General features: G+C 47.5%; 6 protein-coding genes, 10 tRNA genes and 9 rRNA genes. 3 read left to right on the forward strand and 22 right to left on the reverse strand.

What is annotated here, in order from left to right; translation table 11 throughout:
- Nucleotides 1–90 precede the first annotated feature (90 nt).
- The 5 genes from tuf to AC3CH3_RS14580 all read right to left on the reverse strand — a co-directional run bounded on the left by tuf (nt 91) and on the right by AC3CH3_RS14580 (nt 1777).
- A complete protein-coding gene (gene tuf / locus AC3CH3_RS14560; protein ID WP_010435158.1) occupies nt 91–1275 on the reverse strand; it encodes an elongation factor Tu in 1185 nt (394 codons plus the stop codon).
- 94 nt (nt 1276–1369) lie between these two features.
- A tRNA-Thr gene (locus AC3CH3_RS14565) sits at nt 1370–1445 on the reverse strand.
- A gap of 13 nt (nt 1446–1458) precedes the next feature.
- Nucleotides 1459–1533: transfer RNA gene (locus tag AC3CH3_RS14570), tRNA-Gly, on the reverse strand.
- A 39-nt stretch (nt 1534–1572) separates the two neighbouring features.
- Nucleotides 1573–1657, reverse strand: a tRNA-Tyr gene (locus AC3CH3_RS14575).
- A gap of 44 nt (nt 1658–1701) precedes the next feature.
- Nucleotides 1702–1777, reverse strand: a tRNA-Thr gene (locus AC3CH3_RS14580).
- 210 nt (nt 1778–1987) lie between these two features.
- On the opposite strand from AC3CH3_RS14580, the gene coaA reads away from it, so the two are divergent.
- Nucleotides 1988–2911, forward strand: a complete 924-nt coding sequence (gene coaA, locus AC3CH3_RS14585; protein WP_017066910.1) for a type I pantothenate kinase — start codon at nt 1988–1990, stop codon at nt 2909–2911.
- A gap of 7 nt (nt 2912–2918) precedes the next feature.
- Here the strand turns inward: coaA and birA are convergent, their stop codons facing one another.
- Both birA and murB read right to left on the reverse strand, forming a co-directional pair.
- Complete coding sequence (gene birA, locus AC3CH3_RS14590; RefSeq protein WP_488537387.1) at nt 2919–3884, reverse strand: bifunctional biotin--[acetyl-CoA-carboxylase] ligase/biotin operon repressor BirA; 966 nt, start codon at nt 3882–3884, stop codon at nt 2919–2921.
- Nucleotides 3881–4927: a UDP-N-acetylmuramate dehydrogenase gene (gene murB / locus AC3CH3_RS14595; RefSeq protein ID WP_488537388.1), complete on the reverse strand. Its 1047-nt coding sequence runs from the start codon at nt 4925–4927 to the stop codon at nt 3881–3883. Before murB ends, birA begins: the two co-directional genes overlap by 4 nt.
- A gap of 66 nt (nt 4928–4993) precedes the next feature.
- On the opposite strand from murB, the gene AC3CH3_RS14600 reads away from it, so the two are divergent.
- Entirely contained in the window at nt 4994–5425 is a 432-nt protein-coding gene (locus AC3CH3_RS14600; RefSeq protein WP_488537389.1) for a GNAT family N-acetyltransferase, read from the forward strand.
- Between the two features lie 91 nt (nt 5426–5516).
- Nucleotides 5517–6857, forward strand: coding sequence for a CDP-diacylglycerol--serine O-phosphatidyltransferase (gene pssA / locus AC3CH3_RS14605; protein WP_019823830.1), 1341 nt, complete (start codon nt 5517–5519; stop codon nt 6855–6857).
- A gap of 651 nt (nt 6858–7508) precedes the next feature.
- On the opposite strand, the gene AC3CH3_RS14610 is transcribed toward pssA, so the two are convergent.
- From AC3CH3_RS14610 to AC3CH3_RS14680, 15 genes are all read right to left on the reverse strand, one after another.
- Nucleotides 7509–7585: transfer RNA gene (locus AC3CH3_RS14610), tRNA-Asp, on the reverse strand.
- A 43-nt stretch (nt 7586–7628) separates the two neighbouring features.
- Nucleotides 7629–7744, reverse strand: a 5S ribosomal RNA gene (rrf, locus tag AC3CH3_RS14615).
- A gap of 98 nt (nt 7745–7842) precedes the next feature.
- A 23S ribosomal RNA gene (locus AC3CH3_RS14620) occupies nt 7843–10736 on the reverse strand.
- Between the two features lie 388 nt (nt 10737–11124).
- Nucleotides 11125–11200, reverse strand: a tRNA-Val gene (locus tag AC3CH3_RS14625).
- A 33-nt stretch (nt 11201–11233) separates the two neighbouring features.
- A tRNA-Lys gene (locus tag AC3CH3_RS14630) sits at nt 11234–11309 on the reverse strand.
- A gap of 2 nt (nt 11310–11311) precedes the next feature.
- A tRNA-Glu gene (locus AC3CH3_RS14635) sits at nt 11312–11387 on the reverse strand.
- Nucleotides 11388–11509: 122 nt separating this feature from the next.
- A 16S ribosomal RNA gene (locus tag AC3CH3_RS14640) occupies nt 11510–13064 on the reverse strand.
- A gap of 410 nt (nt 13065–13474) precedes the next feature.
- Nucleotides 13475–13590: ribosomal RNA gene (rrf, locus tag AC3CH3_RS14645) — 5S ribosomal RNA — on the reverse strand.
- 98 nt (nt 13591–13688) lie between these two features.
- A 23S ribosomal RNA gene (locus tag AC3CH3_RS14650) occupies nt 13689–16582 on the reverse strand.
- A 337-nt stretch (nt 16583–16919) separates the two neighbouring features.
- Nucleotides 16920–16995: transfer RNA gene (locus AC3CH3_RS14655), tRNA-Ala, on the reverse strand.
- A 21-nt stretch (nt 16996–17016) separates the two neighbouring features.
- Nucleotides 17017–17093: transfer RNA gene (locus AC3CH3_RS14660), tRNA-Ile, on the reverse strand.
- Between the two features lie 66 nt (nt 17094–17159).
- Nucleotides 17160–18714: ribosomal RNA gene (locus AC3CH3_RS14665) — 16S ribosomal RNA — on the reverse strand.
- A gap of 409 nt (nt 18715–19123) precedes the next feature.
- Nucleotides 19124–19239 (reverse strand): 5S ribosomal RNA (gene rrf, locus AC3CH3_RS14670).
- Between the two features lie 98 nt (nt 19240–19337).
- Nucleotides 19338–22231, reverse strand: a 23S ribosomal RNA gene (locus AC3CH3_RS14675).
- A 390-nt stretch (nt 22232–22621) separates the two neighbouring features.
- Nucleotides 22622–24176 (reverse strand): 16S ribosomal RNA (locus AC3CH3_RS14680).
- The 16S, 23S and 5S rRNA genes sit together here with 6 tRNA genes alongside, the layout of an rRNA operon.
- Nucleotides 24177–24411: the final 235 nt, after the last annotated feature.

Below are 24411 nucleotides of genomic sequence, written 5' to 3' on the forward strand. Positions count from 1 at the left end.
GCAAAAATCGATGTCAAAACATCCAACTCTTTTTTTAGCGCAGAAAAAGGGCATCAAATGATGCCCTTTTTACTAGTGGTTCGTCAAATCTTATGCAAAGATTTTAGCTACAACACCAGCACCAACTGTACGGCCACCTTCGCGGATTGCGAAACGTAGACCTTCGTCCATTGCGATTGGAGCGATTAGCTCAACAGTCATTTGAACGTTGTCACCTGGCATTACCATTTCTACGCCTTCTGGTAGAGTGATATCGCCTGTTACGTCAGTTGTACGGAAGTAGAACTGTGGACGGTAACCTTTGAAGAAAGGAGTGTGACGGCCGCCTTCGTCTTTAGAAAGTACGTATACTTCAGACTCAAACTTAGTGTGTGGGTTGATAGAACCTTTCGCAGAAAGTACTTGACCACGTTCAACGTCATCACGCTTAGTACCACGTAGAAGTGCACCAACGTTCTCACCTGCACGACCTTCGTCAAGCAGTTTACGGAACATTTCAACACCAGTACAAGTAGTAAGAGTAGTCTCTTTGATACCAACGATTTCTACTTCGTCACCTACACGTAGGATACCGCGCTCGATACGACCAGTTACAACAGTACCACGACCTTGGATTGAGAATACATCTTCAATTGGTAGTAGGAACGGTTGGTCAACTGCACGCTCTGGCTCAGGAATGTAAGAATCTAGTGCTTCTGCAAGCTCAACGATCTTGTCTTCCCACTGCTTCTCGCCGTTTAGTGCGCCAAGTGCAGAACCTTGGATAACTGGTAGGTCATCACCTGGGAAGTCGTATTCAGAAAGAAGTTCACGAACTTCCATCTCAACTAGCTCAAGTAGCTCTTCGTCATCAACCATGTCACATTTGTTCATGAATACGATGATGTAAGGGATACCAACTTGACGACCAAGTAGGATGTGCTCACGAGTTTGAGGCATAGGGCCGTCAGTCGCAGCAACAACTAGGATACCGCCGTCCATTTGTGCAGCACCAGTGATCATGTTTTTAACATAATCCGCGTGTCCTGGACAGTCTACGTGTGCGTAGTGACGTGCTGGAGTATCGTACTCAACGTGAGAAGTTGCGATTGTGATACCGCGCTCGCGCTCTTCTGGAGCGTTATCGATAGATGCGAAATCTTTAGCAACACCACCGTACACTTTTGCAAGTGTAGTACAGATAGCAGCAGTTAGAGTTGTTTTACCGTGGTCAACGTGGCCGATAGTACCAACGTTTACGTGCGGTTTCGTACGTTCAAATTTTTCTTTAGACATGGGGTGTCCCTCTAGGTACGGATTAGGTGGCTTAAAATAAGACCACGCAACCAAAAAAATGGTTTTCTTTATTAAAGGAGAAGAAGCTTTAGACTGGTGCTAATACCCAGAGTCGAACTGGGGACCTCACCCTTACCAAGGGTGCGCTCTACCGACTGAGCTATATCAGCACACAAAATGAGTTGGAGCGTGCAGCGGGAATCGAACCCGCATCATCAGCTTGGAAGGCTGAGGTAATAGCCATTATACGATGCACGCAACACGTAACTCTGTTTGAGCTATTTAACCTTTAGAATATGGTGGAGAGGGACGGATTCGAACCATCGAAGGCAGTGCCAACAGATTTACAGTCTGCTCCCTTTGGCCACTCGGGAACCTCTCCAAATTTTGAGCTTTCTCTCGCTTGCTTTAAAGGAAGGGAGAAAGTGGTGCCGACTACCGGAATCGAACTGGTGACCTACTGATTACAAGTCAGTTGCTCTACCTACTGAGCTAAGTCGGCACAAGTGGGGCGCATTTTATTGAATGATTTTCCACCTTGCAATAGCAAATTGAAAAAAAGTGCAAAATTCTCTGAGCAAACTCCTACATACGGCTATTTAGCTCAAGGTTTACGTCTTTAACCCGCATCTAGTACAGGAAGATATTTTATTTATCTATCGCTTGATGTATTTTCCATGCACTTGTTTTGTTATCCACTATAGAGTTTTGTATGAGCCCATTTATGTCATTTGACCGCGAACGTTGGTCTGAGCTAAGGAATTTAGTTCCGATGACACTTTCTGAGAGCGACTTAAAAGAGCTTCAAGGCATCAATGAAAAGCTCACAATGGAAGAGGCAGTAGAGATCTATCTACCGTTATCTCGTCTATTGAACCTCTATGTGGCAGCCAGACAGAATAGAAACTCGGTACTCCACCAATTTCTAGATAAGAAAGAGAAAGCGCCACCTTTTATCATCGGTATTGCGGGTAGCGTAGCCGTTGGCAAAAGTACCACTGCGCGTCTGCTTAAAGCCCTACTCTCTCGCTGGGAAAACCACCCAAAAGTTGAACTAGTGACAACCGATGGCTTTTTATATCCAAATGAAGTGTTAGAAGAGAAAGGGTTGATGAGCAAAAAGGGCTTTCCGGAGTCTTACGATATCAAGCGTTTAGTGAACTTTGTTTCGGATGTAAAGGCATGCAAGAGAAATGTCACAGCCCCTGTTTACTCGCATCTTACGTACAACATTACTGATGACGTTAAGTGCGTCGACCTACCAGATGTGCTTATTATTGAAGGGCTTAATGTCTTACAAACCGGAATGAATTATCCACACGAACCACATCGCGTGTTTATTTCTGACTTCCTTGATTTCTCACTCTATGTTGACGCTGATAGCCAACAAATCAAAGAGTGGTACGTCAATCGTTTTATGAAATTCCGCGATGGTGCGTTTACTAAGCCTGGCTCTTACTTTAGTCATTACACTAAATTATCGAACCAAGCCGCATTGGATAAAGCAGAAGGTATCTGGAGTTCAATTAATGGCTTGAACCTAGAACAAAATATCCTTCCGACACGAGAAAGGGCTCACTTAATTCTACGCAAAGGCGCGGATCATATGGTTGAAGAAGTGTTACTAAGAAAATAGTAACGCCTTAGTCGCCTTTTCTTAGCGATATCTCGCCACCGATATAGCTCTCAACACCATTCTCAGTTTTGAGCAATACAGCGCCTTGTTCATCGATGCCTTGAACAACACCTTCAATTTCTCTAGGTCCAATGATCAGCCTAACATTGCGACCTAAGAAATTATCCAAGCGGTTCCAACGCTCTACAAAATTGGACATTCCTTTCAACTCATAGTCGACAAGCGACTTATCCCAAGCATTGATCAGAGCCTGCGCTAACTGATTACGGTCTGGCACCTTCCCATCACACACTTCTTTAAGGGAAGTCCATGGCTGGCCAATACCTGATGTTGTTGGATCCATGGATAGGTTTAGCCCTAAACCAATCACAATATGCGCAGCGCCACCAGACTGTCCTGACAGCTCGACCAAGATACCTGCAAGCTTCTTGTCATTGTGGTAAAGGTCGTTCGGCCATTTAAGCTTTACACCTTCTACGCCCATCTCTTCCAAAGCTTCAACAACAGCTACACCAACCACAAGGCTTAAGCCCATTGCGGCAGCCATCCCCGCGTCGAGTCTCCAATACATTGAAAGATAGAGGTTTGCACCAAATGGTGATACCCACTCTCGTCCACGGCGTCCACGACCCGCAGCTTGATATTCAGCAATACAGACAGAACCCGATTCGAGGGTGTTAGTGCGCTCTAATAGGTGTTGGTTTGTAGAACCTATGATGGGAATGAGTTCAAGAGAAGCATCGCGACTAACTGCAGACAATTTGTCTTGGTCAAGCATATCCAAACGACTGGCTAGTTTGTAACCCTTTCCTTGTACTCGGTAGATATCTAAACCCCACTCTTGAACACCTTTAATGTGCTTACTGATAGCCGCTCGTGATACGCCAATCATTTCACCTAGGTCTTCACCTGAATGAAACTCACCGTCAGCAAGACATCTCAATAGTGCAAGCTTGGTACTGTGTTCTCTCATGCCAATGACTCCAAAGCCTTATCCAGGTTTGTCTCGCAGTCTCGTCCCATAAAGCGCACTTCATGTTCTAATCGAATATCGAATTTATTCAAAACGGACTGGCGCACTCGCTCTGCAAGCTTAAGGATATCCACAGCAGAAGCCTCATCATAATTGATAATAACCAATGCTTGGTTGGGGTGAACCCGAGCGCCACCTTCTGTCACACCCTTGAACTGGCATTGATCAATCAGCCAGCCAGCAGCAACTTTGATCATGTCATTACTCTCATAGCCGACAATATTTGGATATAGAGCTAACAAGCGATCAAAATGATCTTTGGTGATCACAGGGTTTTTGAAGAAACTGCCCGCATTCCCTTGTACTCTAGGGTCTGGCAGCTTACTTGAACGGATAGCACACACTTCATCAAATATAGTGCGAGGAGAGATCGTATCGGCTGCTAGGCTTTTTAACGGGCCATAGTGATTGCATGGCTGCCACTCTTTCGACAACGTTAAACCAATCGCAACAACAATCGCTTTACCGTAGAGAGCGTGTTTGAAAATAGAATCTCGGTAACCAAAGAGACACTCTTCTTTGCTTAACCGCTTAACTGTATAAGTATCCAGACACAGAATATCGACATACTCGCATACATCTTGCAGCTCAACTCCATACGCACCAATATTCTGAATCGGAGCAGAGCCTGAACAACCGGGTATCATAGCTAGGTTTTCTAGACCACCCAATCCCTTATCCACACTCCACTCAACCAAGCTTGGCCAATCCTCGCCACCACTTACATGCAGTAGGTGATGACTGTCCGTCTCGGTCAACTTAATCCCGGCTAATTTATTCACAATGACCAGGCCAGCGAAGTGCTCAGTAAAAAGCATATTACTGCCCTTACCCAGTATTAACTTAGGCAAAGCAGACCATTTAGGGTCTTTGTAAAGCGAAATCAGTTCTTCGGTAGTGGTGACTTCAACCAACGCATCACACGTCTGATCGATGGAAAAAGTATGAACATTTTTTAAACTAGCATTGAGATGGAATTGCATGGCGATATTCAATTAACTTACACTGCGGTCATTCTACAGCAGATAAACCAATGGCGCAGTGACTGAATGAACAATGTCATCATTACTCAATTAGACCCAGTAAAGGTTCCCCTAGTTAAACGTTTCTATAAAGAACATTACCCAACGGGAAAAGCGAATAAGAGTGAACTGATCTACTCGTTATTGCTGGATAACGAGCTGTGCGGTGTCGTGCGTTTTCGTACAATAGAAAATAATCGTTTACTTACTGGAATGGCGATATCAAAGCAACATCGCGGTCAGCAATTAGGCTCCCAGCTTATGGATTATTGTGCTCAACATACTCTTTCGGAAGACGATTACTGCTTTGTTTACGCTCATCTCACCAATTTTTACGCGCGACACAAATTCGTGCAAGTAGACCCTAAAGATCTACCAAATGGTTTAAGAGTTTTATACGAGCGCTATTCGAATAGCGGAAAAGATCTCATTCCTATGCATTATCAGCAAAATTGTTAGAGAATGCCTCGATTATCTAGTATTTGGTGCTATCCCTTTGGTAAAATTAAAGGTTAGCAATTTTGCATATTTTTAAGGTAAAACAGTCAATATGATTGCCAGTAGGAATCCATTCATACAGTTGCCAACCATAGCGCAGAATCCTGACAAGTTTGAAGTACTACTATCAGCGCAAGAGTTTCGAACTCGCCTACTTGATGAGATATCTCGCGCAACGACTCGTATTAGTTTAGTCGCTTTGTACCTTGAAGATGATGAGGCTGGCCGTGAGATCCTAACTGCCTTATATGAAGCAAAGCAAAAGAATCCAGAATTAGACGTGAGCGTTTGTGTCGATTGGCACCGAGCGCAGCGTGGATTGATTGGTGCAGAGTCTTCTGAGGGCAATGCAGCCATGTATAAAGAGTTTGCTGAAAAATATCAGCATTCTGTGCCTGTCTATGGCATTCCAGTTCGTGGCAAAGAAGTCTTTGGCGTATTGCACTTAAAAGGCTTTATCGTCGATGACAGCGTAATATACAGCGGTGCAAGCCTTAACAATATCTACCTGAATTACCATGACCGCTATCGCTTTGATCGTTACCACGTTTTAAACAACTCAGCTCTTGCTGACTCAATGTTTACCTACGTACACGAACAGATGGTTGCGGATAGCGCTGTTTATGACCTGGCAGATAAGAACAAGCCTGCGACCAAAGAACTGAAACCAGCGATTCGTCAGTTTCGAGCATCCTTGGCAAGATCTCAGTATCAATTCGATGGTCAAGAGGTTTCAGCAGACCAAGTGGCTGTAACACCATTGGTTGGTATCGGTAAAAGACGTAACCGTCTGAATCAGGGGATCAATCAACTCGTCGCTCAAGCTAAAGATGAAATCTTTATCTGCACACCTTACTTCAACTTCCCACCTAGCCTAGCTAAAGAAGTGAAGAAAGCACTAAAGCGTGGCGTAAAGGTCAGCATTGTCGTTGGCGATAAGACGGCAAATGATTTCTTTATCTCGCCAGAAGAAGAGTTTAAAACGATTGGTGGTCTGCCATACCTTTACGAATTGAACTTACGTCGTTTCGCTAAAGCGAATGAAGCTCATATTGCTAGCCGTAATCTATCAATTCGACTTTGGCAACACGATTCCAATAGCTTCCACCTAAAGGGCATTTGGGTAGATAAGCGCTACATGCTACTAACAGGTAATAATCTAAATCCACGCGCATGGAAGTTGGATCTAGAGAACGGTATCTTTATCCAAGATAACTACCATCACCTTACAGACAAGTTTCAGGCTGAAGTGGATAACATCCTTCAACACACTCAGCTTATCTGTACTTATAAGCAGTTAGACAAGGTAGAGAGCTACCCGATGGAAGTTCAGAAGTTGATTCGTAAGATCACTCGTGTGAAAGCCGATAGGGTGCTTAAGCAAATACTGTAGTCGATGTATTAGAGACACTATTTATCAACGCCTAGCAAACGCTAGGCGTTTTTGTATCTACGAGATAGCGAGATAGCGAGATAGCGAGATAGGTTTGCTTGATGGTCTTTCGAGTCAACATCTCGATTCATTCATAATAAGAGTGATAGTTTGAAAAGTTAAAATCATATCTTTTCCTAAAAGTCAGTCTAAGGACTATAGATACGTGTATCAGATACAGAGAGCAGCTAAACGAGTACCAATACGAACATAATCGACAATTACCCTTTACGTATCCAAGCAATAACGTTCGTCACTCCTTAGGGCGAAGTACGTACGCGATAGGGAATTTCACATAGTAAAGCAATCAGATTAGTGCTCTGCTCTATTTAGCTTAACTATCAGAGTTAGAAGTGACTACCTGTATTCCCAAGCAGCACCTCCCGATATATAGAGAAGTACTTCATAGCTGGCGATAAGGATCTGCAGCCAAAATCCAAAGCGCATACGCCGTAAACAACGAAAGCCTAGTCGTCAGACTAGGCTTTCTAATGGAATAGCGTGAAGTGCAGGGGTTCAGTATCTTTACAGCACCCATATAACCTATAAGCAAAACACTTTTCTTCAAATGTAAAAAAGCCCTGCTATTTCTAGCAGGGCTTTTCTAATAAGTGGCGGAGTGGACGGGACTCGAACCCGCGACCCCCGGCGTGACAGGCCGGTATTCTAACCAACTGAACTACCACTCCGCAGTGGAATACTTGTCGTCGCTGACAAGTGTTCAAATTTAAAGCCTGGCGATGTCCTACTCTCACATGGGGAAGCCCCACACTACCATCGGCGCTATTGTGTTTCACTTCTGAGTTCGGCATGGAATCAGGTGGGTCCACAATGCTATGGTCGCCAAGCAAATTTTAAAATTCGGAAAGCTATAATCTAAAAGTTTCTCTCAAACTCATTCAAGGTCTGGTCTTTCTTTGAGTCCACAAAACCCCTTGGGTGTTGTATGGTTAAGCCTCACGGGCAATTAGTACAGGTTAGCTCAATGCCTCGCAGCACTTACACACCCTGCCTATCAACGTCGTAGTCTACGACAACCCTTTAGGACGCTTAAAGCGTCAGGGAAAACTCATCTCAAGGCTCGCTTCCCGCTTAGATGCTTTCAGCGGTTATCGATTCCGAACTTAGCTACCGGGCAATGCCATTGGCATGACAACCCGAACACCAGAGGTTCGTCCACTCCGGTCCTCTCGTACTAGGAGCAGCCCCTTTCAATTTTCCAACGCCCACGGCAGATAGGGACCGAACTGTCTCACGACGTTCTAAACCCAGCTCGCGTACCACTTTAAATGGCGAACAGCCATACCCTTGGGACCGACTTCAGCCCCAGGATGTGATGAGCCGACATCGAGGTGCCAAACACCGCCGTCGATATGAACTCTTGGGCGGTATCAGCCTGTTATCCCCGGAGTACCTTTTATCCGTTGAGCGATGGCCCTTCCATTCAGAACCACCGGATCACTATGACCTGCTTTCGCACCTGCTCGAATTGTCATTCTCGCAGTCAAGCGGGCTTATGCCATTGCACTAACCACACGATGTCCAACCGTGTTTAGCCCACCTTCGTGCTCCTCCGTTACTCTTTGGGAGGAGACCGCCCCAGTCAAACTACCCACCAGGCACTGTCCGTAATCCCGATTCAGGGACCAACGTTAGAACATCAAAACTACAAGGGTGGTATTTCAAGGACGACTCCACCACATCTAGCGACGCGGTTTCATAGTCTCCCACCTATCCTACACATGTAGGTTCAATGTTCAGTGCCAAGCTGTAGTAAAGGTTCACGGGGTCTTTCCGTCTAGCCGCGGGTACACTGCATCTTCACAGCGATTTCAATTTCACTGAGTCTCGGGTGGAGACAGCGTGGCCATCATTACGCCATTCGTGCAGGTCGGAACTTACCCGACAAGGAATTTCGCTACCTTAGGACCGTTATAGTTACGGCCGCCGTTTACCGGGGCTTCGATCAAGAGCTTCGACCGAAGTCTAACCCCATCAATTAACCTTCCGGCACCGGGCAGGCGTCACACCGTATACGTCATCTTACGATTTTGCACAGTGCTGTGTTTTTAATAAACAGTTGCAGCCACCTGGTATCTGCGACTCTCGTCTGCTCCATCCGCAAGGGACTTCACTGATAAGAGCGTACCTTCTCCCGAAGTTACGGTACCATTTTGCCTAGTTCCTTCACCCGAGTTCTCTCAAGCGCCTTGGTATTCTCTACCCGACCACCTGTGTCGGTTTGGGGTACGATTCCTTACAATCTGAAGCTTAGAGGCTTTTCCTGGAAGCATGGCATCAATGACTTCACTACCGTAGTAGCTCGACATCGTATCTCAGCGTTAGTAGCGGTCCGGATTTACCTAAACCACCCGCCTACGTACTTGAACCTGGACAACCGTCGCCAGGCCCACCTAGCCTTCTCCGTCCCCCCATCGCAATTGTAAGAAGTACGGGAATATTAACCCGTTTCCCATCGACTACGCCTTTCGGCCTCGCCTTAGGAGTCGACTTACCCTGCCCCGATTAACGTTGGACAGGAACCCTTGGTCTTCCGGCGAGGGAGTTTTTCACTCCCTTTATCGTTACTCATGTCAGCATTCGCACTTCTGATACCTCCAGCAGCCCTTACAGACCACCTTCAACGGCTTACAGAACGCTCCCCTACCCCACATACCCTAAGGTACGTAGCCGCAGCTTCGGTGTATAGCTTAGCCCCGTTACATCTTCCGCGCAGGCCGACTCGACCAGTGAGCTATTACGCTTTCTTTAAATGATGGCTGCTTCTAAGCCAACATCCTGGCTGTCTGAGCCTTCCCACATCGTTTCCCACTTAGCTATACTTTGGGACCTTAGCTGGCGGTCTGGGTTGTTTCCCTCTCCACGACGGACGTTAGCACCCGCCGTGTGTCTCCCGGATAGTACTTACTGGTATTCGGAGTTTGCAAAGGGTTGGTAAGTCGGGATGACCCCCTAGCCTTAACAGTGCTCTACCCCCAGTAGTATTCGTCCGAGGCGCTACCTAAATAGCTTTCGGGGAGAACCAGCTATCTCCAGGTTTGATTGGCCTTTCACCCCTAGCCACAAGTCATCCGCTAATTTTTCAACATTAGTCGGTTCGGTCCTCCAGTTGATGTTACTCAACCTTCAACCTGCCCATGGCTAGATCACCTGGTTTCGGGTCTAATCCTAGCAACTGTACGCCCAGTTAAGACTCGGTTTCCCTACGGCTCCCCTAAACGGTTAACCTTGCTACTAAAATTAAGTCGCTGACCCATTATACAAAAGGTACGCAGTCACACCACGAAGGTGCTCCTACTGCTTGTACGTACACGGTTTCAGGTTCTATTTCACTCCCCTCACAGGGGTTCTTTTCGCCTTTCCCTCACGGTACTGGTTCACTATCGGTCAGTCAGTAGTATTTAGCCTTGGAGGATGGTCCCCCCATATTCAGACAGGATATCACGTGTCCCGCCCTACTCGTTTTCACTGATTATGATGTGTCGGTTACGGGGCTATCACCCTTTGTTGCGAGACTTTCCAGACTCTTCACCTGCATCATTAAAAGCTTAAGGGCTAATCCAATTTCGCTCGCCGCTACTTTCGGAATCTCGGTTGATTTCTCTTCCTCGGGGTACTTAGATGTTTCAGTTCCCCCGGTTTGCCTCCTGTTGCTATGTATTCACAACAGGATACTTACTTATGTAAGTGGGTTTCCCCATTCAGGAATCCCAGACTCAAAAGGTTATTACTACCTAATCTGGGCTTATCGCAAGTTATTACGCCTTTCATCGCCTCTGACTGCCAAGGCATCCACCGTGTACGCTTAGTCACTTAACCATACAACCCGAAAGGGTTTCTATTTGCTTTCACTTTAAAAAGTGAAGACAAATAAGCGTATGGCAACTAACCAAGGTTTTTGGTTGTCATCAAGAAGGGTTAATTCTTGATAACTGTTTGCCGGACTCAATGTGAATCAAACTAGGTTTGATTCGAATACAAGACACTTGAATGTGTTTGTTGTGTTTATCTAATGAAAGATAAACATTGAGAACTTTTAAATTTGATTGAATTACTCGTAAGTAATCAATCAGTCAGCTTTCCAAATTGTTAAAGAGCAATGAGACTTCTTGTGAAGTTCATTTTCTAAAGACTCTCACAGTCGAAAAATCCAACCAGCGACATAAGAAGTGGTTTGGGGATTTAACTTCCAAGAATATTTAGAGAATGGTGGGCGATACCGGGCTCGAACCAGTGACCCCCTGCTTGTAAGGCAGGTGCTCTCCCAACTGAGCTAATCGCCCACTAAAAGTTTTAATTCCTTCGTGGAGAAAGAATGGTGGGTCGTGCAGGATTCGAACCTGCGACCAATTGATTAAAAGTCAACTGCTCTACCAACTGAGCTAACGACCCAATGGTATCCCGTAGGGGAGTCGAACCCCTGTTACCGCCGTGAAAGGGCGGTGTCCTAGGCCTCTAGACGAACGGGACACTGCAATTCATCTCTACTTTAAAAAGTAGAAACAAACTTCAAAGAACTTGGGAGTTCTTCATCTCTTTGCTTTTCTAAACCTAATCAATCTGTGTGGACACTCATCGTAAATATCTTCGTATAAGGAGGTGATCCAGCCCCAGGTTCCCCTAGGGCTACCTTGTTACGACTTCACCCCAGTCATGAACCACAAAGTGGTGAGCGTCCTCCCCGAAAGGTTAAACTACCCACTTCTTTTGCAGCCCACTCCCATGGTGTGACGGGCGGTGTGTACAAGGCCCGGGAACGTATTCACCGTGACATTCTGATTCACGATTACTAGCGATTCCGACTTCATGGAGTCGAGTTGCAGACTCCAATCCGGACTACGACGCACTTTTTGGGATTCGCTCACTATCGCTAGCTTGCTGCCCTCTGTATGCGCCATTGTAGCACGTGTGTAGCCCTACTCGTAAGGGCCATGATGACTTGACGTCGTCCCCACCTTCCTCCGGTTTATCACCGGCAGTCTCCCTGGAGTTCCCGACATTACTCGCTGGCAAACAAGGATAAGGGTTGCGCTCGTTGCGGGACTTAACCCAACATTTCACAACACGAGCTGACGACAGCCATGCAGCACCTGTCTCAGAGCTCCCGAAGGCACACCTGCGTCTCCGCTGGCTTCTCTGGATGTCAAGAGTAGGTAAGGTTCTTCGCGTTGCATCGAATTAAACCACATGCTCCACCGCTTGTGCGGGCCCCCGTCAATTCATTTGAGTTTTAATCTTGCGACCGTACTCCCCAGGCGGTCTACTTAACGCGTTAGCTCCGAAAGCCACGGCTCAAGGCCACAACCTCCAAGTAGACATCGTTTACGGCGTGGACTACCAGGGTATCTAATCCTGTTTGCTCCCCACGCTTTCGCATCTGAGTGTCAGTATCTGTCCAGGGGGCCGCCTTCGCCACTGGTATTCCTTCAGATCTCTACGCATTTCACCGCTACACCTGAAATTCTACCCCCCTCTACAGTACTCTAGTTCACCAGTTTCAAATGCAGTTCCGAGGTTGAGCCCCGGGCTTTCACATCTGACTTAATGAACCACCTGCATGCGCTTTACGCCCAGTAATTCCGATTAACGCTCGCACCCTCCGTATTACCGCGGCTGCTGGCACGGAGTTAGCCGGTGCTTCTTCTGTTGCTAACGTCAAGATGCGCAGCTATTAACTACACACCCTTCCTCACAACTGAAAGTACTTTACAACCCGAAGGCCTTCTTCATACACGCGGCATGGCTGCATCAGGCTTTCGCCCATTGTGCAATATTCCCCACTGCTGCCTCCCGTAGGAGTCTGGACCGTGTCTCAGTTCCAGTGTGGCTGATCATCCTCTCAGACCAGCTAGGGATCGTCGCCTTGGTGAGCCATTACCTCACCAACTAGCTAATCCCACCTAGGCATATCTTGACGCGAGAGGCCCGAAGGTCCCCCTCTTTGGCCCGTAGGCATTATGCGGTATTAGCCATCGTTTCCAATGGTTATCCCCCACATCAAGGCAATTTCCTAGGCATTACTCACCCGTCCGCCGCTCGACGCCCATTAACGCACCCGAAGGATTGTTAGTGTCGTTTCCGCTCGACTTGCATGTGTTAGGCCTGCCGCCAGCGTTCAATCTGAGCCATGATCAAACTCTTCAATTTAAGATTTTGTGACTCAACGAATACTGACTTCAAAACTATTCTTTATAAATAAAGAGTGTAATTTTAAAGCTATTACCATTCCAACAGAATGGTAATGAATTGACTGTGCCAAAATTAAGTAAACTTAATTTTGTATTGGTCACTCAGTTCATTGAAATCAAGTTTGTTACCGAAGTAACTGTCATTACCTAAGTAATAACGTTTTGATATTCATCAACGAGTGCCCACACAGATTGATAGGTTTAAATTGTTAAAGAGCTTGTTCTCTAAAAAGAGAACGCTTTCAGTGCCTTAGCACTTAAGCAGGACGCGTATATTACGCTTTCTACTTTGAAAGTCAACATAAAATACTAAGAAAACTTAGAACTCTATGGTGACTTGTCTACTTAATAGACAAAGTCGAAATTAAAGCCTGGCGATGTCCTACTCTCACATGGGGAAGCCCCACACTACCATCGGCGCTATTGTGTTTCACTTCTGAGTTCGGCATGGAATCAGGTGGGTCCACAATGCTATGGTCGCCAAGCAAATTTTAAAATTCGGAAAGCTTATCTAAAAGTTATTTCTCTTCAAACGCATTCAAGGTCTGGTACTTCTGAGTCCACAAAACCCCTTGGGTGTTGTATGGTTAAGCCTCACGGGCAATTAGTACAGGTTAGCTCAATGCCTCGCAGCACTTACACACCCTGCCTATCAACGTCGTAGTCTACGACAACCCTTTAGGACACTTATAGTGCCAGGGAAAACTCATCTCAAGGCTCGCTTCCCGCTTAGATGCTTTCAGCGGTTATCGATTCCGAACTTAGCTACCGGGCAATGCCATTGGCATGACAACCCGAACACCAGAGGTTCGTCCACTCCGGTCCTCTCGTACTAGGAGCAGCCCCTTTCAATTTTCCAACGCCCACGGCAGATAGGGACCGAACTGTCTCACGACGTTCTAAACCCAGCTCGCGTACCACTTTAAATGGCGAACAGCCATACCCTTGGGACCGACTTCAGCCCCAGGATGTGATGAGCCGACATCGAGGTGCCAAACACCGCCGTCGATATGAACTCTTGGGCGGTATCAGCCTGTTATCCCCGGAGTACCTTTTATCCGTTGAGCGATGGCCCTTCCATTCAGAACCACCGGATCACTATGACCTGCTTTCGCACCTGCTCGAATTGTCATTCTCGCAGTCAAGCGGGCTTATGCCATTGCACTAACCACACGATGTCCAACCGTGTTTAGCCCACCTTCGTGCTCCTCCGTTACTCTTTGGGAGGAGACCGCCCCAGTCAAACTACCCACCAGGCACTGTCCGTAATCCCGATTCAGGGACCAACGTTAGAACATCAAAACTACAAGGGTGGTATTTCAAGGACGACTCCATCACATCTAGCGACGCAATTTCATAGTCTCCCACCTATCCTACACATGTAGGTTCAATGTTCAGTGCCAAGCTGTAGTAAAGGTTCACGGGGTCTTTCCGTCTAGCCGCGGGTACACTGCATCTTCACAGCGATTTCAATTTCACTGAGTCTCGGGTGGAGACAGCGTGGCCATCATTACGCCATTCGTGCAGGTCGGAACTTACCCGACAAGGAATTTCGCTACCTTAGGACCGTTATAGTTACGGCCGCCGTTTACCGGGGCTTCGATCAAGAGCTTCGACCGAAGTCTAACCCCATCAATTAACCTTCCGGCACCGGGCAGGCGTCACACCGTATACGTCATCTTACGATTTTGCACAGTGCTGTGTTTTTAATAAACAGTTGCAGCCACCTGGTATCTGCGACTCTCGTCTGCTCCATCCGCAAGGGACTTCACTGATAAGAGCGTACCTTCTCCCGAAGTTACGGTACCATTTTGCCTAGTTCCTTCACCCGAGTTCTCTCAAGCGCCTTGGTATTCTCTACCCGACCACCTGTGTCGGTTTGGGGTACGATTCCTTACAATCTGAAGCTTAGAGGCTTTTCCTGGAAGCATGGCATCAATGACTTCACTACCGTAGTAGCTCGACATCGTATCTCAGCGTTAGTAGCGGTCCGGATTTACCTAAACCACCCGCCTACGTACTTGAACCTGGACAACCGTCGCCAGGCCCACCTAGCCTTCTCCGTCCCCCCATCGCAATTGTAAGAAGTACGGGAATATTAACCCGTTTCCCATCGACTACGCCTTTCGGCCTCGCCTTAGGAGTCGACTTACCCTGCCCCGATTAACGTTGGACAGGAACCCTTGGTCTTCCGGCGAGGGAGTTTTTCACTCCCTTTATCGTTACTCATGTCAGCATTCGCACTTCTGATACCTCCAGCAGCCCTTACAGACCACCTTCAACGGCTTACAGAACGCTCCCCTACCCCACATACCCTAAGGTACGTAGCCGCAGCTTCGGTGTATAGCTTAGCCCCGTTACATCTTCCGCGCAGGCCGACTCGACCAGTGAGCTATTACGCTTTCTTTAAATGATGGCTGCTTCTAAGCCAACATCCTGGCTGTCTGAGCCTTCCCACATCGTTTCCCACTTAGCTATACTTTGGGACCTTAGCTGGCGGTCTGGGTTGTTTCCCTCTCCACGACGGACGTTAGCACCCGCCGTGTGTCTCCCGGATAGTACTTACTGGTATTCGGAGTTTGCAAAGGGTTGGTAAGTCGGGATGACCCCCTAGCCTTAACAGTGCTCTACCCCCAGTAGTATTCGTCCGAGGCGCTACCTAAATAGCTTTCGGGGAGAACCAGCTATCTCCAGGTTTGATTGGCCTTTCACCCCTAGCCACAAGTCATCCGCTAATTTTTCAACATTAGTCGGTTCGGTCCTCCAGTTGATGTTACTCAACCTTCAACCTGCCCATGGCTAGATCACCTGGTTTCGGGTCTAATCCTAGCAACTGTACGCCCAGTTAAGACTCGGTTTCCCTACGGCTCCCCTAAACGGTTAACCTTGCTACTAAAATTAAGTCGCTGACCCATTATACAAAAGGTACGCAGTCACACCACGAAGGTGCTCCTACTGCTTGTACGTACACGGTTTCAGGTTCTATTTCACTCCCCTCACAGGGGTTCTTTTCGCCTTTCCCTCACGGTACTGGTTCACTATCGGTCAGTCAGTAGTATTTAGCCTTGGAGGATGGTCCCCCCATATTCAGACAGGATATCACGTGTCCCGCCCTACTCGTTTTCACTGATGATGAGATGTCGATTACGGGGCTATCACCCTTTATTGCGGCACTTTCCAGAGCCTTCATCTGTCTCATTAAAAGCTTAAGGGCTAATCCAATTTCGCTCGCCGCTACTTTCGGAATCTCGGTTGATTTCTCTTCCTCGGGGTACTTAGATGTTTCAGTTCCCCCGGTTTGCCTCCTACTGCTATGTATTCACAACAGGATACTTACTTATGTAAGTGGGTTTCCCCATTCAGGAATCCCAGACTCAAAAGGTTATTACTACCTAATCTGGGCTTATCGCAAGTTACTACGCCTTTCATCGCCTCTGACTGCCAAGGCATCCACCGTGTACGCTTAGTCACTTAACCATACAACCCGAAAGGGTTTCTATTTACTTTCACTTTAAAAAAGTGAAGACAAATAAGCGTATGGCAACTAACCAAGGTTTTTGGTTGTCACCAAGAAGGGTTAATTCTTGATGACTGTTTGCCGGACTCAATTGTGAATCAATGTAAACATTGATTCGAATACAAGACACTTGAATGTGTTTGTTGTGTTTATCTAATGAAAGATAAACATTGAGAACTTTTAAATTTGATTTGAATTACTCGTAAGTAATCAAATCAGTCAGCTTTCCAAATTGTTAAAGAGCTAGATTTCTTTCGAAACCATTTTTAAATATTTTCAGATAAAAACACTTAAAGATGGTGGAGCTATGCGGGATCGAACCGCAGACCTCCTGCGTGCAAGGCAGGCGCTCTCCCAGCTGAGCTATAGCCCCATCTTTGTATCTAGTCGATATTGGTGGGTCTGAGTGGACTCGAACCACCGACCTCCCGCTTATCAGGCGAGCGCTCTAACCAGCTGAGCTACAGACCCAATATCGTCTCTTTTACTTTCTAAACCTAATCAATCTGTGTGGACACTCATCGTGGTATCTTCGTATAAGGAGGTGATCCAGCCCCAGGTTCCCCTAGGGCTACCTTGTTACGACTTCACCCCAGTCATGAACCACAAAGTGGTGAGCGTCCTCCCCGAAAGGTTAAACTACCCACTTCTTTTGCAGCCCACTCCCATGGTGTGACGGGCGGTGTGTACAAGGCCCGGGAACGTATTCACCGTGACATTCTGATTCACGATTACTAGCGATTCCGACTTCATGGAGTCGAGTTGCAGACTCCAATCCGGACTACGACGCACTTTTTGGGATTCGCTCACTATCGCTAGCTTGCTGCCCTCTGTATGCGCCATTGTAGCACGTGTGTAGCCCTACTCGTAAGGGCCATGATGACTTGACGTCGTCCCCACCTTCCTCCGGTTTATCACCGGCAGTCTCCCTGGAGTTCCCGACATTACTCGCTGGCAAACAAGGATAAGGGTTGCGCTCGTTGCGGGACTTAACCCAACATTTCACAACACGAGCTGACGACAGCCATGCAGCACCTGTCTCAGAGCTCCCGAAGGCACACCTGCGTCTCCGCTGGCTTCTCTGGATGTCAAGAGTAGGTAAGGTTCTTCGCGTTGCATCGAATTAAACCACATGCTCCACCGCTTGTGCGGGCCCCCGTCAATTCATTTGAGTTTTAATCTTGCGACCGTACTCCCCAGGCGGTCTACTTAACGCGTTAGCTCCGAAAGCCACGGCTCAAGGCCACAACCTCCAAGTAGACATCGTTTACGGCGTGGACTACCAGGGTATCTAATCCTGTTTGCTCCCCACGCTTTCGCATCTGAGTGTCAGTATCTGTCCAGGGGGCCGCCTTCGCCACTGGTATTCCTTCAGATCTCTACGCATTTCACCGCTACACCTGAAATTCTACCCCCCTCTACAGTACTCTAGTTCACCAGTTTCAAATGCAGTTCCGAGGTTGAGCCCCGGGCTTTCACATCTGACTTAATGAACCACCTGCATGCGCTTTACGCCCAGTAATTCCGATTAACGCTCGCACCCTCCGTATTACCGCGGCTGCTGGCACGGAGTTAGCCGGTGCTTCTTCTGTTGCTAACGTCAAGATGCGCAGCTATTAACTACACACCCTTCCTCACAACTGAAAGTACTTTACAACCCGAAGGCCTTCTTCATACACGCGGCATGGCTGCATCAGGCTTTCGCCCATTGTGCAATATTCCCCACTGCTGCCTCCCGTAGGAGTCTGGACCGTGTCTCAGTTCCAGTGTGGCTGATCATCCTCTCAGACCAGCTAGGGATCGTCGCCTTGGTGAGCCATTACCTCACCAACTAGCTAATCCCACCTAGGCATATCTTGACGCGAGAGGCCCGAAGGTCCCCCTCTTTGGCCCGTAGGCATTATGCGGTATTAGCCATCGTTTCCAATGGTTATCCCCCACATCAAGGCAATTTCCTAGGCATTACTCACCCGTCCGCCGCTCGACGCCCATTAACGCACCCGAAGGATTGTTGGTGTCGTTTCCGCTCGACTTGCATGTGTTAGGCCTGCCGCCAGCGTTCAATCTGAGCCATGATCAAACTCTTCAATTTAAGATTTTGTGACTCAACGAATACTGACTTCAAAACTATTCTTTATAAATAAAGAGTGTAATTTTAAAGCTATTACCATTCCAACAGAATGGTAATGAATTGACTGTGCCGAATAACTACAAGTAGTTAAACGTATTGGTCACTCAGTTCATTGAAATCATTGTGTTACCGAAGTAACTGTTACTACGTAAGTAATAACGTTTTGATATTCATCAACGAGTGCCCACACAGATTGATAGGTTTAAATTGTTAAAGAGCTTGTTCTCTAAAAAGAGAACGCTTTCAGTGCCTTAGCACTTAAGCAGGACGCGTATATTACGCTTTCTACTTTGAAAGTCAACATAAAATACTAAGAAAACTTAGAACTCTATGGTGACTTGTCTACTTAATAGACAAAGTCGAAATTAAAGCCTGGCGATGTCCTACTCTCACATGGGGAAGCCCCACACTACCATCGGCGCTATTGTGTTTCACTTCTGAGTTCGGCATGGAATCAGGTGGGTCCACAATGCTATGGTCGCCAAGCAAATTTTAAAATTCGGAAAGCTTATCTAAAAGTTATTTCTCTTCAAACGCATTCAAGGTCTGGTACTTCTGAGTCCACAAAACCCCTTGGGTGTTGTATGGTTAAGCCTCACGGGCAATTAGTACAGGTTAGCTCAATGCCTCGCAGCACTTACACACCCTGCCTATCAACGTCGTAGTCTACGACAACCCTTTAGGACACTTATAGTGCCAGGGAAAACTCATCTCAAGGCTCGCTTCCCGCTTAGATGCTTTCAGCGGTTATCGATTCCGAACTTAGCTACCGGGCAATGCCATTGGCATGACAACCCGAACACCAGAGGTTCGTCCACTCCGGTCCTCTCGTACTAGGAGCAGCCCCTTTCAATTTTCCAACGCCCACGGCAGATAGGGACCGAACTGTCTCACGACGTTCTAAACCCAGCTCGCGTACCACTTTAAATGGCGAACAGCCATACCCTTGGGACCGACTTCAGCCCCAGGATGTGATGAGCCGACATCGAGGTGCCAAACACCGCCGTCGATATGAACTCTTGGGCGGTATCAGCCTGTTATCCCCGGAGTACCTTTTATCCGTTGAGCGATGGCCCTTCCATTCAGAACCACCGGATCACTATGACCTGCTTTCGCACCTGCTCGAATTGTCATTCTCGCAGTCAAGCGGGCTTATGCCATTGCACTAACCACACGATGTCCAACCGTGTTTAGCCCACCTTCGTGCTCCTCCGTTACTCTTTGGGAGGAGACCGCCCCAGTCAAACTACCCACCAGGCACTGTCCGTAATCCCGATTCAGGGACCAACGTTAGAACATCAAAACTACAAGGGTGGTATTTCAAGGACGACTCCATCACATCTAGCGACGCAATTTCATAGTCTCCCACCTATCCTACACATGTAGGTTCAATGTTCAGTGCCAAGCTGTAGTAAAGGTTCACGGGGTCTTTCCGTCTAGCCGCGGGTACACTGCATCTTCACAGCGATTTCAATTTCACTGAGTCTCGGGTGGAGACAGCGTGGCCATCATTACGCCATTCGTGCAGGTCGGAACTTACCCGACAAGGAATTTCGCTACCTTAGGACCGTTATAGTTACGGCCGCCGTTTACCGGGGCTTCGATCAAGAGCTTCGACCGAAGTCTAACCCCATCAATTAACCTTCCGGCACCGGGCAGGCGTCACACCGTATACGTCATCTTACGATTTTGCACAGTGCTGTGTTTTTAATAAACAGTTGCAGCCACCTGGTATCTGCGACTCTCGTCTGCTCCATCCGCAAGGGACTTCACTGATAAGAGCGTACCTTCTCCCGAAGTTACGGTACCATTTTGCCTAGTTCCTTCACCCGAGTTCTCTCAAGCGCCTTGGTATTCTCTACCCGACCACCTGTGTCGGTTTGGGGTACGATTCCTTACAATCTGAAGCTTAGAGGCTTTTCCTGGAAGCATGGCATCAATGACTTCACTACCGTAGTAGCTCGACATCGTATCTCAGCGTTAGTAGCGGTCCGGATTTACCTAAACCACCCGCCTACGTACTTGAACCTGGACAACCGTCGCCAGGCCCACCTAGCCTTCTCCGTCCCCCCATCGCAATTGTAAGAAGTACGGGAATATTAACCCGTTTCCCATCGACTACGCCTTTCGGCCTCGCCTTAGGAGTCGACTTACCCTGCCCCGATTAACGTTGGACAGGAACCCTTGGTCTTCCGGCGAGGGAGTTTTTCACTCCCTTTATCGTTACTCATGTCAGCATTCGCACTTCTGATACCTCCAGCAGCCCTTACAGACCACCTTCAACGGCTTACAGAACGCTCCCCTACCCCACATACCCTAAGGTACGTAGCCGCAGCTTCGGTGTATAGCTTAGCCCCGTTACATCTTCCGCGCAGGCCGACTCGACCAGTGAGCTATTACGCTTTCTTTAAATGATGGCTGCTTCTAAGCCAACATCCTGGCTGTCTGAGCCTTCCCACATCGTTTCCCACTTAGCTATACTTTGGGACCTTAGCTGGCGGTCTGGGTTGTTTCCCTCTCCACGACGGACGTTAGCACCCGCCGTGTGTCTCCCGGATAGTACTTACTGGTATTCGGAGTTTGCAAAGGGTTGGTAAGTCGGGATGACCCCCTAGCCTTAACAGTGCTCTACCCCCAGTAGTATTCGTCCGAGGCGCTACCTAAATAGCTTTCGGGGAGAACCAGCTATCTCCAGGTTTGATTGGCCTTTCACCCCTAGCCACAAGTCATCCGCTAATTTTTCAACATTAGTCGGTTCGGTCCTCCAGTTGATGTTACTCAACCTTCAACCTGCCCATGGCTAGATCACCTGGTTTCGGGTCTAATCCTAGCAACTGTACGCCCAGTTAAGACTCGGTTTCCCTACGGCTCCCCTAAACGGTTAACCTTGCTACTAAAATTAAGTCGCTGACCCATTATACAAAAGGTACGCAGTCACACCACGAAGGTGCTCCTACTGCTTGTACGTACACGGTTTCAGGTTCTATTTCACTCCCCTCACAGGGGTTCTTTTCGCCTTTCCCTCACGGTACTGGTTCACTATCGGTCAGTCAGTAGTATTTAGCCTTGGAGGATGGTCCCCCCATATTCAGACAGGATATCACGTGTCCCGCCTTACTCGTTTTCACTGATTATGAGATGTCGATTACGGGGCTATCACCCTTTACTGCGGCACTTTCCAGAGCCTTCATCTGTCTCATTAAAAGCTTAAGGGCTAATCCAATTTCGCTCGCCGCTACTTTCGGAATCTCGGTTGATTTCTCTTCCTCGGGGTACTTAGATGTTTCAGTTCCCCCGGTTTGCCTCCTGTTGCTATGTATTCACAACAGGATACTTACTTATGTAAGTGGGTTTCCCCATTCAGGAATCCCAGACTCAAAAGGTTATTACTACCTAATCTGGGCTTATCGCAAGTTATTACGCCTTTCATCGCCTCTGACTGCCAAGGCATCCACCGTGTACGCTTAGTCACTTAACCATACAACCCGAAAGGGTTTCTATTTACTTTCACTTTAAAAAAGTGAAGACAAATAAGCGTATGGCAACTAACCAAGGTTTTTGGTTGTCACCAAGAAGGGTTAATTCTTGATGACTGTTTGCCGGACTCAATTGTGAATCAATGTAAACATTGATTCGAATACAAGACACTTGAATGTGTTTGTTGTGTTTATCTAATGATAGATAAACATTGAGAACTTTTAAATTTGATTGAATTACTCGTAAGTAATCAATCAGTCAGCTTTCCAAATTGTTAAAGAGCATAAAGCAAAAAGCTTTAATCAATAACTTACGTTATTAATTAAAGCTCTGGCTTTAACTAAATCTAAACCATCAATCTGTGTGGACACTCATCGTGACTATCTTCGTATAAGGAGGTGATCCAGCCCCAGGTTCCCCTAGGGCTACCTTGTTACGACTTCACCCCAGTCATGAACCACAAAGTGGTGAGCGTCCTCCCCGAAAGGTTAAACTACCCACTTCTTTTGCAGCCCACTCCCATGGTGTGACGGGCGGTGTGTACAAGGCCCGGGAACGTATTCACCGTGACATTCTGATTCACGATTACTAGCGATTCCGACTTCATGGAGTCGAGTTGCAGACTCCAATCCGGACTACGACGCACTTTTTGGGATTCGCTCACTATCGCTAGCTTGCTGCCCTCTGTATGCGCCATTGTAGCACGTGTGTAGCCCTACTCGTAAGGGCCATGATGACTTGACGTCGTCCCCACCTTCCTCCGGTTTATCACCGGCAGTCTCCCTGGAGTTCCCGACATTACTCGCTGGCAAACAAGGATAAGGGTTGCGCTCGTTGCGGGACTTAACCCAACATTTCACAACACGAGCTGACGACAGCCATGCAGCACCTGTCTCAGAGCTCCCGAAGGCACTCCTGCGTCTCCGCTGGCTTCTCTGGATGTCAAGAGTAGGTAAGGTTCTTCGCGTTGCATCGAATTAAACCACATGCTCCACCGCTTGTGCGGGCCCCCGTCAATTCATTTGAGTTTTAATCTTGCGACCGTACTCCCCAGGCGGTCTACTTAACGCGTTAGCTCCGAAAGCCACGGCTCAAGGCCACAACCTCCAAGTAGACATCGTTTACGGCGTGGACTACCAGGGTATCTAATCCTGTTTGCTCCCCACGCTTTCGCATCTGAGTGTCAGTGTCTGTCCAGGGGGCCGCCTTCGCCACTGGTATTCCTTCAGATCTCTACGCATTTCACCGCTACACCTGAAATTCTACCCCCCTCTACAGCACTCTAGTTCACCAGTTTCAAATGCAGTTCCGAGGTTGAGCCCCGGGCTTTCACATCTGACTTAATGAACCACCTGCATGCGCTTTACGCCCAGTAATTCCGATTAACGCTCGCACCCTCCGTATTACCGCGGCTGCTGGCACGGAGTTAGCCGGTGCTTCTTCTGTTGCTAACGTCAAGATGCGCAGCTATTAACTACACACCCTTCCTCACAACTGAAAGTACTTTACAACCCGAAGGCCTTCTTCATACACGCGGCATGGCTGCATCAGGCTTTCGCCCATTGTGCAATATTCCCCACTGCTGCCTCCCGTAGGAGTCTGGACCGTGTCTCAGTTCCAGTGTGGCTGATCATCCTCTCAGACCAGCTAGGGATCGTCGCCTTGGTGAGCCATTACCTCACCAACTAGCTAATCCCACCTAGGCATATCTTGACGCGAGAGGTCCGAAGATCCCCCTCTTTGGCCCGTAGGCATTATGCGGTATTAGCCATCGTTTCCAATGGTTATCCCCCACATCAAGGCAATTTCCTAGGCATTACTCACCCGTCCGCCGCTCGACGCCCATTAACGCACCCGAAGGATTGTTAGTGTCGTTTCCGCTCGACTTGCATGTGTTAGGCCTGCCGCCAGCGTTCAATCTGAGCCATGATCAAACTCTTCAATTTAAAGTTTTGATTACCTAAATTAATAGGTGTGACTCAACGAATACTGACTTCAAAACTAATATTCATGTAAACATGAACATGTAATTCTAAAGCTATTACCATTCCAACAGAATGATAATGAATTGACTGTGCCAAATAACCGAAGTTATTCGTATTGGTCACTCAGTTCATTGAAATCAATTTTGATTCCGAAGAATCTGTTTTATCTAACGATAAAACGTTTTGATATTCATCA

It is taken from the genome of Vibrio sp. QJM3NY_35, from assembly GCF_057785915.1.